The sequence below is a fragment of the Paenibacillus sp. FSL R7-0312 genome, assembly GCF_038004445.1.
Classification (GTDB): Bacteria; Bacillota; Bacilli; order Paenibacillales; family Paenibacillaceae; genus Paenibacillus_AQ.
In genome coordinates this window covers 1,194,225-1,208,975 of the sequence record NZ_JBBORE010000001.1, presented here as the reverse complement: position 1 = coordinate 1,208,975, position 14,751 = coordinate 1,194,225, and the positions used below count along the sequence as shown (strand labels likewise).

Here is a 14,751-nt window from a genome sequence, read left to right as displayed (position 1 = left end):
AAACTAATGATAGAATGCGTGTTATTTGACTTGGACGGAACGATTGTGAATACTAATGAGCTGATCATCAGCTCGTTCATGCATGCGCTGAAGGAGAATAACCTCCCGGCTCTAACCCGGGAAGAAATTATTCCCCATATGGGAACTACGCTCCAGCAGCAGATGAGCGCGTTCTCCGGTCTGCAGGACACAAGCGTGCTGGAGCTTTCTTACCGTTCATATAATTATGCGCATCATGATGAGCTAATTCGTTCTTTTCCACATGTGAATGAGACAATGGAAGGGCTGTTAAGCCGGGGAATAAAGCTCGGGATTGTGACAACGAAGATTCGTCCAACTACACTTAAAGCGCTGGAAATGTTCGATCTGTTGAAGTATATGGAGACAATTGTGACGGTCAATGATGTCAGTCAGGCGAAGCCGCATCCGGAGCCTGTTCTAACCGCGGTTGCTAATCTGGGTGTTGATCCGGCCAGAACCCTCATGGTAGGTGACAGTGCGGTCGATATTCAATCTGCCAAGGCCGCGGGTGTGCGTGTAGCTGCGGTTGCCTGGTCTCTTAAAGGTGAGGACACGTTACGTAAGTACGGCCCCGATTACATCATCCATGACATGAAAGACTTGTATACAATAGTGGAGCAGGAGACGAAACAGCCGTGAGAAAGTTAACCCGCTATCCAGTAGAGGGCCATAATTCGCTCTGGTATATTTACCGTACGGTGAGCCCGTGGAAGGGCGTACGCAATTTTATTTTTATCCAGATTGCCCGCTACTGTCCGGTCTTGCCGCTCAAGAACTGGATTTACCGCAGGGTACTCGGCATGAAGGTGGGCAAGCATACTGCGTTTGGGCTAATGGCGATGGTGGATGTGTTTTTTCCGGAGAAAATTTCCGTCGGTGAGAACTCGGTCATCGGCTATAATACGACCATTCTTGCCCATGAATACCTCATCAAAGAATACAGGCTGGGTGAAGTCATTATCGGGGAGAACGTCCTGATTGGAGCTAACACAACGATATTGCCCGGCGTAACAATTGGAGATTGGGCGGTTGTCGCCGCGGGTTCTGTCGTGCATAAGGATGTAGCTGCGGGCTCGTTCGTCGGGGGCAATCCGCTGCGTGAGCTGCGTCCGCCGGGATCAGCGGAGAAGGCTGTAGAAGAATAATCACCAGGTAACCTCTTACCCTGCAGTTTCATATTGCGTGTATCTGCGCAGGAGCTGCAGGGTTTCTTGTGTAAACTTCGCAGCCTGAGGCAATTAAGAAATCTTAAGCAAGCATAAGCAACCTTTAAGTGTTCGGCGAGTATATATTGGCGATATACTTGTAAGTGCAGGAGCGGATCCTTCCGCATACGGACGCGCAGCACATATCAGAATGAAATAATCAGCAGGGGCAGACTTCCTGATAGGTATCACTTCCGCTTGGCGTCTATGAACAGCCATCATAGCAGAGAAGAGGAATCTTAAAGTGAATGCAGCAAAACAGGAACGTCTGCCCCAGCTGGATATTTACCGTGCTCTGGCGATATTGGGCGTAATGCATGTCCACTCATCATCTTTTGCGGCCGGAGAAATGGCACTCCAGTCACCCTATTATTACTGGCTGAACTGGATCAACATTTTTTTTAAATTCGGTACACCGTCGTTTATTTTTCTAAGCAGCTTTGTGCTGTTCTATAATTATTACGGGCGGCCCGTGACGCGGAGCCTGATCGGAAGCTTTTACCGCCGCAGGCTGAAGTACATTCTGCTTCCCTATATGCTTGTATCCATCGGCTATTACGGATTGACCCTGTACGTGAATGGTATGCTGACACAGCCTCTGGCACAGAGCATCTCCGGCTTCCTGGGTGCCTTATTTACGGGTTCGGCGTATGCGCATTTGTATTTCGTATTCATCAGTATCCAGTTCTACCTGCTGTTTCCGTTGCTGCTTAAGCTGCTGCAGAGCTCACGGCTGTGGGTGCGCTGGGCTTTTCCGATTGGACTTGCGCTGCAGTGGGTATTCATTATCTGGAACAAGTATCAGCTGCATATTGTGGAAAAAGGAAGCTTGTCGATCTCGTATCTGGCATACTATATGCTGGGCGCCTATATCGCCATTAATTTCGAAGCGATCAAGCTGTGGCTGATGAAGCCTTGGCGTGAACTGGCTGCCAGGCATAAAGTGCTTATCCTGCTGCTTGTTACATTGTGGCTCGTAGCAGCCTTCACGCATGTACAGTTATGGTATAGAGCCCGCCACTTCGGGATATGGACGGACTCGCTGTGGTACGAACTGCTCTGGAATATACATACGATGCTGTCAGCGCTGGTGCTGCTGTATGCCACCTTTCTTATCTACCGCAGGGCACCGAAGGTGGTCGTTGCTATTTTGACCCGGCTAGGTGAGATTTCATTTGCGGTGTATCTGATCCATCCTCTGCTGCTTGCAGTGTATAGAAGATTCGGAACGGGAATTCCTACAGATTCATTAACCTATGTATTCTATATTTACGGAGGATTGGCTGTGGCGCTGGCAGGTAGCTGGATGCTTGTGCAGTTTGCGTTCCGCCGCATCCGCCTGTCCTGGGTGGTATTCGGGAGCGTACCGCGTTCACTTGCCCCTCCGGTGAAGGACAAGCCTGTGCGCGGGAGCACATATAGAGTGCTCGAAGGTAAAGATATCAGTAAGTCATGAGAGTTCAACAGAACCCTAATCAGGCATCAGGGATGAGGGTCTAGGCAGGAGGAAAGATAATGGCTCAAAAGGAAAGAATACCACAGCTTGATGTATTCCGGGCGATAGCGATTATTGCTGTCATAGCGATTCATGCTACTTCGCGGACACTGGCGGAAACATTGGATACCTCTTTGTTTCATCCGTTTCTGTTCCTAAACAAGTTCAGTCAGTTCGCTGTACCTTCGTTTGTATTCCTAAGCGGGTTCGTGCTGTTCTACAACTATATTGACCGTCCGCTGGGCGGGAAGACACTCGCGAAATTCTATAGCCGAAGGCTGATTTATATTATTGTGCCTTATCTTATTTTTTCGGTGCTGTACTTTATATTGAAAATGACTGCCGGGCATACATGGGGTATGCCTCTTAATGAGCAGGTGGTCAAATTCGGCAAATATCTGTGGACGGGTACGGCGTATACCCATCTGTACTATATTATTATCATTATCCAGTTCTATGTTCTGTTCCCGCTCATGCTCTGGTGTCTGCAAAAGGCCCGCCGTCTGGCGGCGTGGGCACCGCTCATCGGACTTGCCTTGCAGTGGGGATTCGTGCTGCTGAACAAATATATGGCTAATCACGGATACTGGCAGCTGTCCAAGGGCAGTCTTGCAATAACGTACTTCTCTTATTTCCTGCTCGGTGCGGCGATTGCTGTATATTACAGCTCTCTGAAAAAGTGGCTGATTCCTACCCGCGAAGGGTGGCGCTCCGGTAAGGGTGCAAGCTGGATTGTGCTGTGGTTCTTATGGATCGCTGCAGGAATCGTTCATGTGGAGCTGTGGTTCAACAATTATACGAAGAAGACGGTCATCAACAGTCTATGGTATGAAGGCTTCTCCAATCTTCATGCGCTGCTCTCTTGTCTTGTGCTGTTCCAGCTGTCCTTCCTGCTGTATGGAGCGGGCCGCAGCCTGCTGACAAGATTGCTGATCTCTGCCGGAGCCTGCTCGTTCGGGATTTATCTGCTACATCCGGCGCTGCTCTTCTTCTATAGAAAGCTGCCGCTGCACGGCGGATCGCTTGCCTACGCTGCTGCCATTGCCGGGGGCTGGCTGGTGGCCTTCGCCGGCTCCTGGCTGGTCGTTGCCCTCGTCTTCCGTTATGTGAAGCCGGCCTGGGTACTGTTTGGTTCTGGGCCGCAGAAGGTTAAGCGGGCGCCAAAAGCAACATTGTGACCGTGCGCCTCAATGCTAAGATGCTGGATTAAATGAGATTTCAAATCAGGAATGATAAAAGCGCCGACTGGCCGCAGATGCGGGCTGTCTGGCGCTTTTATTCATATATTATCAGGCTGCGGGTTTATTCGCCGGCTTGTTCACGCTGGAATTCGGCAATTGCTTCATACTGGTCTTCCAGGCTGCGGTAGACGGAGATATAGATCGGTAGCAGTTGTTTGTAGACTTTGGCATGGGCCGGGACCGGTTCATGGCGGTGAGTAGAGCCGATCATCCCGAAAACGGCATCGAAGGAATCTATTCGGCTTATGGCATACAGCCCAAGTACCACGGCGCCAAGGCAGGAACTCTCGAAGCTCTCGGGAACTACAACCTCCTGGTCAAATATATCCGCCATCATCTGCCGCCATAGAGCGGAGCGGGCGAAACCGCCGGTAGCCAGAATTCTGCCCGGCTGGCCGATAATTTCCTCCATAGCGAGCAGTACGGTATACATATTGAAGATTACACCCTCCAGCACAGAGCGGATCATATGCTCTTTGCGGTGATTCATGCTCAGTCCGAAGAAGGAGCCGCGCGCATCGGGGTTCCACAGCGGGGCACGCTCACCGGTCAGATACGGATGAAAGAGCAGGCCATTGCTGCCTGGCGGTACCTGCTCGGCGATCCGGGTCAGGACCTCATAAGGATCAATACCGAGGCGCTTCGCGGTCTCTACCTCAGAGGCGGCGAACTCATCACGCACCCAGCGGAACAGCATGCCGCCATTATTCACGGGGCCGCCAATAACCCAGTGCTTGTCCGTTAGTGCATAGCAGAAGGTCCGCCCTTTCGGGTCGGTCAGCGGCCGGTCGACCACGGTGCGGATGGCTCCGCTGGTCCCAATAGTGGCGGCAATAACTCCCGGCTCTATGGCACCGACCCCCAGATTGGATAGGACACCGTCACTGGCGCCTACGACAAACGGTGTGGCGGCCAGAAGTCCAAGCTCTTCGGGTAGCCCCGGAAGCAGCCCCTGCAGGATTTGCGTGGTGGGCACCGGTCTTGATAGACGTTCTGGAGTGATCCCGGCGATACGGAGCGCCTCAGCATCCCAGTCAAGCTTCTCCAGATTGAACATGCCTGTAGAAGAGGCAATGGAGTGATCAATTACATATTTGCCGAACAGCTTGAAGAAGATATATTCTTTAATGGAGATGAATTTATGGGTCTGGCTGAACAGCTCCGGGTACTCCTCACCAAGCCACATCAGCTTGGTGATCGGAGACATAGGATGAATGGGCGTTCCTGTGCGCATGTACAGCTCATGCCCGTTCAGTTCATTCTTCAGCCGCCGGGCATAGGCGCTGCTCCGGTTATCGGCCCATGTGATGCAGGCGGTCAGCGGTTTGCCGGAAGAATCTACAGCAATGACGCTATGCATGGCCGAGCTGAAGGAGACAAGCAGAACCAGTCCAGGAGGGACTTGGCTGTCCTGCATGACTGAAGAGATAGTGTGCAGTACAGCCTTCAGAATCTGATCAGGGTCTTGTTCTGCGACAGAAGGGGAAGGCTGATGCAGCGGATAGCCTTGGTTGCTCTGTGTGACGATTGTTCCGTTCTCCTCGAAGAGGACAGCCTTGGTGCTGGTAGTTCCAATATCAACGCCGATCATATAGGATGTACTCAAGCCGTCAGTCCTTCTTTCTGCTCTGAAATAGATACCGGGAATACTTAATGCAGGAAATAAAGTACAATTATATTATATACAGCTTATTATATTCGCAGGTAAGCACGGTGGCAAAGAGAGGGTTGGTAGGCGCTCCTTAACATATAGCCTAAGCTTCCGAAACCGGCGGGTATAGAAGGCGAATGTTGACGCAAAAGGATAGTCCGTGATACGATATTACCACTGCTTTAGTTTACTACCACTTTACCATATTAAAGTGATTAAAGGTACTTCTTATGATATCTGATGAGGTGAAAAGTGAAGATGTCCAAACCAAAGGGATTCGAAAAGCCTGCCGGCGTACGGGATTATCTCCCACGGGCGGTAACGAAGCTGCGCAAGATTGAGAACGATGTGCTGCACTGCATGAGCCGCTGGGGCTACCGCCAGATGATTACTCCCACCCTTGAATATTACGATACGGTCGGTGTGGCCAGTTCCACGTCAGACCAGAAGTTGTATAAATTACTGAATAACCGCGGTCAGGCACTCGTGCTGCGTTCGGAAATGACAGCGCCCGTTGCCCGCGTAGTCTCCTCATTATTGAAGGACGAACCGCTGCCGCTGCGTCTGTCCTATCATGCCAATGTCTTCCGTGCTATCGAAGAGGAGGCCGGCCGGGAAGCAGAATTCTTCCAGACCGGAGTGGAGCTTGTCGGAGATGATTCACCAGAGGCGGATGCTGAGGTCGTTGCACTGGCAATTGCCTCGCTGGAGGCCGCGGGAGTGAAGTCTTTTAAAATTGCGATAGGGCATGTAGGCTTCCTCGACGGTCTGTTCCAGGAAGCGGTGTCCGGCCTCCCGCAGGCCCAGGAGGAGCTGAAGAGTCATCTGCTGGGCCGTGATTATGTCGCTTTCCGGGAGACGCTGCGCCGCCTGGAACTGCCTGAAGCCCAGAAGAAGGAACTGGACGGACTGCTGCGTCTGCGGGGAGGCAAGGAAATTTGCGGACAGGCGCTGGAGCTGAGCAGCCATCCACTGGCACGAGCTTCCATTGAGCATTTATGCAAGGTATGGGAGGTGCTTGTCGCATACGGCGTCTCTCAGCATGTGCTGATTGATCTGACGATGATCGGTGATTTCTCCTATTATACGGGCATGACGTTTGAAGGTTATGCTTCTGAGCTGGGCTTCCCGGTATGCAGCGGCGGAAGGTACGACAATCTGCTTCAGCAGTTTGGACGCCCGATTCCGTCGACAGGCTTCTCGCTGAAGACCAACCGTATTCTGGATGGTGTATCCGGAGTACCCGAAGAGGAAGAACTTCCGGTACTGGTCCAGTATGATGCCCTGCGGCGTCAGGAAGGTCTTGCTGAGGCGGCCCGACTGCGGAATGAGGGCCACGCTGTGGTAACCCGGCTGGCGGCAGGCCCGGAAGAGCTGAAGGTCGTGAAGCGCCTGGATACGGATACCGTAGAGGCAGAGGGCGAACGTTACGGAGAGATTTATACATTCGTGTCTTTTATCAGCGAGCATGGCTGAGCGGAGCAGGTTGATTGGCTGATCTCATAAATGTGGAATGAAGCAATAGTTGACAATACGTGAAATGAAGGAACATGTGAACCCAAGTAATCTCTGCAAGTATATATGGTAGCGGAAATAGAAACGGAGGCGGGTATGAATGGCACAGATTCTTAAGGTAGCCATGCCGAAAGGCCGGATTTACAACAAAGCGGCAGAACTGTTCCGCAAGGCGGGACTGCCGATTCCTCCGGACGGGGAAGAATCGCGCAAGCTGGTGATTTCACTGCCGGAAGCCGGAATGGAGTTTATTCTCGCCAAGCCGGTAGATGTGCCTACATATGTAGAGTATGGTGTAGCGGATATCGGTATCGTCGGCAAAGATGTACTGCTGGAAGAAAACCGTGATGTGTACGAGCTGCTTGATCTGGGGATTGCCCGCTGCCGGATGTCGATTATCGGACTCCCGAACTGGCAGCCGGGTATCCAGCAGCGGGTAGCGACCAAATATCCAAATGTGGCCTCACGGTACTTCCGCGAGCAGGGCCAGCAGGTTGAGGTTGTGAAGCTGAACGGCTCGATCGAGCTGGCGCCGCTGATTGGACTGGCTGACCGGATCGTGGATATGGTGGAGACTGGCCAGACCCTGAAGGATAACGGGCTGGTGGAAATGACCAGTATCTTCGAAATTACCAGCCGCCTGGTGGCTAACCGGGTAAGCTACCGGATGAAGAATGAGGAAATCCAGCAGCTGTGTGACCGCCTGCAGGCCGTGATTGCAGGACCGGAGCTGCAGATTAAGTAAGCTGTAAGATTGAACTGTAATAAATGAAAAAAGGATAGAAGTGACGAAGGGAAGGTTTGGAACTGTAGGAGCGGAGTCCAAACATTGTCCGTAGTTACGGCTGAGCCAAGCTAGTAAATAGAAAGTTCAGGGGGGAAGCAGCGGTGAAGGTCCAGTCCAGTAAGGAGTTTAAGCTGCAGCGTGAAGTGGAATACGGCACGCCGGAGCAGAACAAGGCCGTACGTGAAATCGTGGCCGGTATCAAACAGGAAGGTGACGCGGCATTGCTTCGGTATACGGAGCGATTCGACGGCGCAGTGCTGACGCCTGCGGAGCTGCGGGTTACGCAGGAGGAGCTAGAGGCCGCCTATAGCCGGGTAGAGGAGTCCTTCGTGACGGCAATCCGGGCAGCAGCCGTCAATATCCGTGCGTTCCATGCGCGGCAGAAGCGCAATTCCTGGATGGATCTGCAGCCGGACGGCACGATCCTCGGACAGATCATCCGCCCGCTGAAGCGGGTGGGCGTCTATGTTCCCGGGGGTAAGGCAGCGTATCCGTCCTCAGTGCTGATGAACGTTATTCCGGCACAGATCGCCGGCGTGCCGGAGATCGTGATGGTTACACCGCCTTCGACGGGCGGCGGGGGCGGCATCGATCCCTATATTCTCGTTGCCGCCGCTGAAGCGGGCGTAAACGAGATATACCGCGTAGGCGGCGCGCAGGCGATCGCCGCCCTGGCCTTCGGCACGGAATCCATCGTGCCGGTTGACAAGATCTGCGGGCCAGGGAACATCTACGTGGCCCTGGCCAAACGCGAGGTCTACGGCGCTGTCGATATCGACAGCATCGCCGGACCGAGCGAGATCGTCGTGCTCGCCGACGATACCGCCGAGGCCGCCTACGTCGCGGCCGACCTGCTCTCGCAGGCCGAGCACGACGAGATGGCCTCGGCAATCCTTGTGACGCCGTCGCAGCGTCTCGCGGAGGCCGTTGCTGCCGAAGTAGAACGGCAGCTGCAGACGTTGCCGCGCGAAGCTATCGCGCGGGCCTCGGTAGAGAACTACGGCGCGATTATCGTTGTGGAATCGCTCGAAGAGGGCATCTCCATTGTGAACCGGCTGGCGCCGGAGCATCTGGAGATTGTAGTGGCGGACCCGATGGCACTGACCGGCGCGATTGAGAACGCCGGGGCAATCTTCCTGGGTCCGTACAGCTCGGAGCCGGTCGGCGATTACTTCGCCGGACCGAACCATATTATACCGACCAACGGCACAGCAAGGTTCTCCTCGCCTGTGGACGTGGATGATTTCATTAAGAAATCCAGCCTGATCTATTACAGCAAGGAAGCACTGCTGCGGGACGGGGCGGCGATTATGGAGCTCGCCCGGCGTGAGGGCCTGGAAGGCCATGCCCGCGCAATAGAAATCCGGCTGGAGAACGAAGCGAAAGGTGGAGACGGAAATGGAGAACAATAATAAGGAAGCGGCGCTGCGCAAGGCCGGACTTAGCCGTACAACTAACGAAACGGACATCGCGTTGACCTTTGGCGTGGACGGCAGTGGAGTTTCCGAACTGGAGACCGATGTGCCTTTTCTGAATCATATGCTGGATCTATTCACCAAGCATGGACAGTTTGATCTGAGCGTGCAGGCGCGGGGCGACATCGATATCGATGATCACCACACAGTCGAGGATATCGGTATCTGTCTGGGACAGGCGCTGCGGGAAGCGCTTGGCGACAAAAAAGGCATCAAGCGTTATGCGAGTGTCTTCGTCCCCATGGATGAGGCACTGGCTCAGGTAGTGATTGATATCAGCAACCGGCCGCATTTTGAATACCGGGCAACGTATCCTTCACAACAGGTAGGCAGCTTCTCTACGGAGCTGGTTCACGAATTCCTCTGGAAGTTTGCGCTGGAAGCAAGAATTACGCTGCATGTCATTGTACATTACGGCTCCAATACCCATCACATGATTGAAGCGGTCTTCAAGGCACTGGGACGGGCGCTGGATGAAGCGACACAAGTGGACCCCCGGGTGAAGGGTGTGCCTTCGACGAAGGGAGTGCTGTAGCATGACCGTTGCAATCGTCGATTACGGCATGGGCAACCTGCACAGTGTCAGCAAGGCGGTGGAACGCCTGGGGTATACGAGTCTGGTGACAGCAGATGCCGGTGAGATTCTGGCGGCAGACAGCGTGATCCTGCCGGGTGTCGGTGCATTCGGCGATGCGATGGAGCATCTGCGGGCGAGCGGAATGGATGTTGTAGTTAAGGCTGCAGCTGAAGCGGGACAGCCGCTGCTGGGCATATGCCTCGGTATGCAGCTGCTGTTCAGCAGCAGCGAGGAGCATGGCGAGCATAAGGGGCTGGATCTTCTGCCGGGCTCGGTGGTACGCTTCGCACCCCGTGACGGCTACAAGGTGCCGCATATGGGCTGGAACAAGCTGGGCTTCCTCCAGCCGGCGAGTCCGCTTCTGACCGGCCTTGAAGAAGGGCATGTCTACTTCGTCCATTCCTATCATGTGCAGGCCGCTGCCGACAGCGACCTGCTGGCGGTCACGGATTATGGTCATCCGGTTACGGCGGTGGTAGGACGGAACAATGTGTATGGTATGCAGTTTCACCCGGAGAAAAGCGGCGAGCTTGGCATCAAGCTGCTGGGGAATTTCCTGCGGCTTGGAAGAGAGCAGGCGTGAAGCCTGAATAACTATATTGCAAATTGTAATGAAAGCGGGGAACGCTACATGTCTTCTTTTATCGTATATCCGGCGATTGATATCCGGGACGGCAAATGTGTCCGGTTGCAGCAGGGGGATTACAGCCAGGAAACCATTTATAACGACAGTCCGGTTCAGGTGGCTAAGTCTTGGGAAGAGCAGGGCGGACAGTTTATCCATCTGGTCGATCTGGACGGCGCCAAGGCAGGGCATCCTGTTAATGATGCCATCATCGGAGCCATTGCCAAGAATGCCAATGTTCCGGTTCAGGTCGGCGGCGGTCTCCGCACGCTTGCGGATGTGGAGAAGCTGCTGGGTCTTGGCATCAGCCGGGTCATTATTGGAACGGCGGCGATCAATGATTATGCTTTTACAGAGGCGGTTCTCGCGAAGTATGGTGATAAGGTAGCGATCGGTATTGACGCCCGTAACGGCTATGTGGCTACGCATGGGTGGTTGAATACCTCCGAGGTGCGCGCCGAGGATCTGTCTAAGGAGCTGGCAGCCAAGGGTGCAGAGACCTTCATCTACACGGACATCTCCCGTGATGGGATGATGCAGGGGCCGAATGTGGAGGGTATACTGTCCATGGCCGGGGCGAGCGGCAAAACCGTAATCGCCTCCGGCGGTGTAACCAGTCTGGATGATCTGCTGCGTCTGAGCGTACATAGCGGTAGCGGGATCGGTGGAGCGATTGTCGGCAAGGCGCTCTACACCGGCAATATTGATCTGGCTGAAGCCCTGCAGGCGCTGGGTAAGGCGTAGGGTTACGGGCTTAGTAATTACTTTTGTTAGCCTGTGAAGGAGGGGTCTTGGATGTTAGCCAAACGGATTATCCCCTGTCTGGATGTGAAGGACGGGCGGGTGGTAAAAGGCGTTAATTTCGTAAATCTGCGCGATGCCGGAGATCCGGTGGAGCTGGCGGCTTTATATGATAGCGAAGGTGCAGATGAGCTGGTATTTCTGGATATCTCCGCGTCGGTGGAAGGCCGGGCGACTATGGTCGAGGTCGTGCGGCAGACTGCCGGGGAGATTGCTATTCCATTCACGGTGGGCGGCGGGATTTCGACACCTGAGGACATGAAGCGGATCCTGCGTGCTGGTGCAGACAAGATCGGCATTAATACGGCAGCTGTCAATAATCCGCAGCTGATTCTTGAAGGCGCCCGCCACTTCGGCTCCCAATGCATTGTGGTGGCGATGGATGCCAAATATAATGAGGCTTGGGGCGAGTGGGAAGTGTACACTCACGGTGGACGTACGCCTACCGGTATCCGGGCGCTTACCTGGGCCAAGGAAGCTGAACGGCTGGGAGCGGGCGAAATCCTGCTTACGAGCATGGACGCCGACGGCACGAAGGACGGCTTCGATCTGAAGCTGACGGCAGCAGTCAGCGATCTGCTGAGCATTCCTGTAATTGCCTCCGGCGGTGCGGGAAGAATGGATCATTTCTATGATGTATTTACCGCAGGCAAGGCAGATGCCGGACTTGCGGCAACGATTTTTCACTATAAAGAGATTGCTATTCATGATTTGAAGGCTGATCTGAAGCAAAGAGGGGTAGAGATCCGATGAGCGAGGACAAGAAAGACATAGCGCAGATCCAGCAGGAGGCATTGTCAGGTATCCGCTGGAATGAAGCCGGCCTGCTGCCGGCAGTGGTACAGGATGCCCGTACCCTGGAAGTATTAATGTTCGCCTATATGAATCCGGAGTCACTACGGCTGTCACTCGAGAGCGGCCAGACCTGGTTCTGGAGCCGTTCGCGTAGTGAGCTCTGGCATAAGGGCGGAACCTCCGGCAATACCCAGGCCATCACCTCGATCCATTACGATTGTGACAGCGATACGCTACTGGTGAAAGTTGTGCCGGAAGGACCGGCCTGCCATACGGGTGAGAACAGCTGCTTCTTCCGCGAGATTCCCCTCGATTCACCGGCAACAGCTGAAGCAGCTGGAGGTACAGTTAACTCCGCAGCAGCAGGCGATGACCGCTTTGCTGTACTGGGTGAGCTGGAGCGCGTAATTGCTGAGCGGGAAGTGAACCGTCCGGAAGGAGCGTACACTACTTATCTGTTCGATAAGGGCGTCGACAAGATTCTCAAGAAGGTCGGTGAAGAAGCCTCCGAAACCATTATCGCCGCCAAAAATAAAGATAATGCCGAGCTTCGCCTTGAAGTCAGCGATCTGATCTATCATTTACTGGTCCTGCTGCAGGAACGGAAGCTTCCGCTGGATGAGATTCTGGAAGAGCTGAGTGCCCGCCATGAACGGCCTCGCCGGGACTAGGAGGAAGGTTCAGCATGCGTATTGATTACCATACCCACCATGAGCGCTGCGGCCATGCCGTAGGGAAGCTTGAAGAGTATGTGCAGCGCGGCATAGCGCTCGGGCTGCAGCAGCTTGGACTGTCCGATCATCTGCCGCTTATCCATGTAGATCCGGAGCACTATTATCCCGAGATGGCTATGCCGCTTGCGGAGCTTCCGCGTTATGTAGAGGAATGTCTTACGCTGAAGGAGCGCTACCGCGGAACGATTGAGCTGCGGGTGGGGCTTGAAGCGGATTATATCGAGGGATATGAAGAGCAGATCCGCGAGCTTTTAGCACCCTATCCGTGGGACTATCTGATCGGGTCGGTGCATTTTCTCGGGGAATGGGATATTACGGACCACCGGCAGACCCATGGCTGGGAAGGCCAGGACGTGATGAGCGTCTACCGCCGATATTATGATGCAGTAGAGAAGTCGGCGTTATCGGGATTATATGATATTATAGGACATATGGATGTCATCAAAAGGTTCGGTTACGGGCCGCAGACTCCGGAAGGAAGAGACGAGGCCAGAGCACTGGAGCTGGAGACGCTTAAGGTTATATCCGGCAGCGGAATCGCGATGGAGCTGAATGCTTCGGGGCTCACTAAGCCTTGTGCCGAGATGTTCCCGGCGGAGCATGTGCTTCAGCAGGCGCTTGCGCTCGGCATTCCGCTCACCGTGGGCTCTGACGCCCATGACCCTCTGAAGCTGGGAGACGGCTTACAGGAGGCGCGGGAAATGCTGTGGCGCACGGGCTTCCGTGAACTGGCTGTGTTCGAAGGACGCCGCCGCACATCCGTTCCGTTCGAAGTATAAATTATAATCCCAGGAGGGTACTATGCATCATCAATTACGTATTTTTTCCGGTTCGTCGAATCCGAAGCTGGCCGCTGATATTGCGGAGCGCCTTGGCGCACCGCTGGGCCTGATTAAGCTGACACGTTTCAAGAGCGGCGAGATTTATGTGCATTATGAAGAGAGCATCCGGAACTGCGACGTATTTTTGGTGCAATCCCTGGCTCATCCGATTAACGAGCTGTTTGTAGAGCTGCTGGTCATGATCGACGCGGCCAAACGCGCATCGGCAAGAACAGTAAATATTATCGTTCCTTATTACGGGTATGCCCGGCAGGAGCGCAAATCTGCACCGCGTGAGCCAATCTCGGCCAAAATGGTTGCCGATGTGCTGACCACTGCAGGAGCTACCCGCGTGATAACTATTGACCTGCATGCAGCGGCTATCCAGGGATTCTTCAACATTCCCGTGGATCATCTGACTGCGCTTGATCTGATCAGCGGTTATTTGAAGATCAAAGGCCTCTCCGACCTGGTAGTCGTATCACCCGACGCGGGCCGCGCCTCCATGGCCGAGAAGCTGGCCAGCCGGCTGGACTCTCCGTTTGCCATCATGATCAAGAAACGTCCGGCCCATAACGAATCGGTAATTACCCATGTCATCGGAGATGTTGAGGGAAGAACGCCGATTATTATTGAGGATCTTATTGATACGGGAACCACGATCGTCAATGTGGTAGAAGGGCTGAAGGAGCGCGGGGCCCGGAACAGCATCGTCTGTGCCACGCACGGGCTGTTCTCCGGAGACGCGCTGGAGCGGATGGATCATCCCAATATCGACGAAATTGTCGTCACGGATTCTATTGCGCTGCCGGATGAGCATTCCAGCAGATTCTCGGTGCTCTCTGTTGCACCTATGCTGGCAGAGGCCACACGCATTATCATCGAAGGCGGTTCCATAGACAAGCTATTTAGAGACGCGGGGATATAGTCCCTGCGTTTCTTTTTTACAGTTATGCTGCAGCAGCAACTTTTCAAGCTTTTACCTCCCCTTAACTCTCCTCTCAGGTT

At 54.0% G+C, this 14,751-nt stretch carries 15 protein-coding genes; 14 read left to right on the top strand and 1 reads right to left on the bottom strand.

Features of this window, described 5'->3' with window-relative positions:
* Positions 1-6 precede the first annotated feature (6 nt).
* The 4 genes from ppaX to MKX70_RS05035 all read left to right on the top strand — a co-directional run bounded on the left by ppaX (position 7) and on the right by MKX70_RS05035 (position 3,899).
* Positions 7-660: a pyrophosphatase PpaX gene (gene ppaX, locus MKX70_RS05050; protein ID WP_042231549.1), complete on the top strand. Its 654-nt coding sequence runs from the start codon at positions 7-9 to the stop codon at positions 658-660.
* The gene (locus MKX70_RS05045; RefSeq protein ID WP_039302348.1) at positions 657-1,166 is read left to right on the top strand and encodes an acyltransferase; all 510 of its coding nucleotides are present in this window, start codon (positions 657-659) and stop codon (positions 1,164-1,166) included. Before ppaX ends, MKX70_RS05045 begins: the two co-directional genes overlap by 4 nt.
* A gap of 304 nt (positions 1,167-1,470) precedes the next feature.
* A complete protein-coding gene (locus MKX70_RS05040; protein ID WP_340781382.1) occupies positions 1,471-2,682 on the top strand; it encodes an acyltransferase in 1,212 nt (403 codons plus the stop codon).
* Positions 2,683-2,741: 59 nt separating this feature from the next.
* Positions 2,742-3,899 carry an acyltransferase gene (locus MKX70_RS05035; RefSeq protein ID WP_042231558.1) on the top strand — a complete coding sequence of 386 codons (1,158 nt, stop codon included), beginning with the start codon at positions 2,742-2,744 and terminating at the stop codon, positions 3,897-3,899.
* Between the two features lie 124 nt (positions 3,900-4,023).
* Here the strand turns inward: MKX70_RS05035 and gntK are convergent, their stop codons facing one another.
* Entirely contained in the window at positions 4,024-5,553 is a 1,530-nt protein-coding gene (gene gntK / locus MKX70_RS05030; protein WP_042241258.1) for a gluconokinase, read from the bottom strand.
* 318 nt (positions 5,554-5,871) lie between these two features.
* Between gntK and MKX70_RS05025 the strand changes: the two genes are divergently transcribed.
* The 10 genes from MKX70_RS05025 (at position 5,872) to MKX70_RS04980 (ending at position 14,671) form a co-directional block, all read left to right on the top strand.
* Positions 5,872-7,089, top strand: a complete 1,218-nt coding sequence (locus MKX70_RS05025; protein ID WP_042231560.1) for an ATP phosphoribosyltransferase regulatory subunit — start codon at positions 5,872-5,874, stop codon at positions 7,087-7,089.
* A gap of 139 nt (positions 7,090-7,228) precedes the next feature.
* Entirely contained in the window at positions 7,229-7,873 is a 645-nt protein-coding gene (gene hisG, locus MKX70_RS05020) for an ATP phosphoribosyltransferase (RefSeq protein WP_039302355.1), read from the top strand.
* A 143-nt stretch (positions 7,874-8,016) separates the two neighbouring features.
* Entirely contained in the window at positions 8,017-9,327 is a 1,311-nt protein-coding gene (hisD, locus tag MKX70_RS05015) for a histidinol dehydrogenase (protein WP_340839642.1), read from the top strand.
* Entirely contained in the window at positions 9,314-9,925 is a 612-nt protein-coding gene (gene hisB / locus MKX70_RS05010) for an imidazoleglycerol-phosphate dehydratase HisB (protein WP_042231563.1), read from the top strand. The genes hisD and hisB overlap by 14 nt, the downstream gene beginning before the upstream one ends.
* A gap of 1 nt (position 9,926) precedes the next feature.
* Positions 9,927-10,550, top strand: a complete 624-nt coding sequence (gene hisH / locus MKX70_RS05005; protein ID WP_042231564.1) for an imidazole glycerol phosphate synthase subunit HisH — start codon at positions 9,927-9,929, stop codon at positions 10,548-10,550.
* Positions 10,551-10,598: 48 nt separating this feature from the next.
* Positions 10,599-11,336, top strand: a complete 738-nt coding sequence (gene hisA / locus MKX70_RS05000) for a 1-(5-phosphoribosyl)-5-[(5-phosphoribosylamino)methylideneamino]imidazole-4-carboxamide isomerase (protein ID WP_340839640.1) — start codon at positions 10,599-10,601, stop codon at positions 11,334-11,336.
* 51 nt (positions 11,337-11,387) lie between these two features.
* Positions 11,388-12,146 carry an imidazole glycerol phosphate synthase subunit HisF gene (hisF, locus tag MKX70_RS04995; RefSeq protein WP_042231568.1) on the top strand — a complete coding sequence of 253 codons (759 nt, stop codon included), beginning with the start codon at positions 11,388-11,390 and terminating at the stop codon, positions 12,144-12,146.
* Entirely contained in the window at positions 12,143-12,859 is a 717-nt protein-coding gene (gene hisIE, locus MKX70_RS04990; RefSeq protein ID WP_042231571.1) for a bifunctional phosphoribosyl-AMP cyclohydrolase/phosphoribosyl-ATP diphosphatase HisIE, read from the top strand. Before hisF ends, hisIE begins: the two co-directional genes overlap by 4 nt.
* 14 nt (positions 12,860-12,873) lie before the next feature.
* Positions 12,874-13,701 carry a histidinol-phosphatase HisJ gene (gene hisJ, locus MKX70_RS04985; protein ID WP_340839639.1) on the top strand — a complete coding sequence of 276 codons (828 nt, stop codon included), beginning with the start codon at positions 12,874-12,876 and terminating at the stop codon, positions 13,699-13,701.
* 22 nt (positions 13,702-13,723) lie between these two features.
* On the top strand, positions 13,724-14,671 hold the full coding sequence (locus MKX70_RS04980) for a ribose-phosphate diphosphokinase (protein ID WP_039302378.1): 948 nt from the start codon (positions 13,724-13,726) through the stop codon (positions 14,669-14,671).
* Positions 14,672-14,751: the final 80 nt, after the last annotated feature.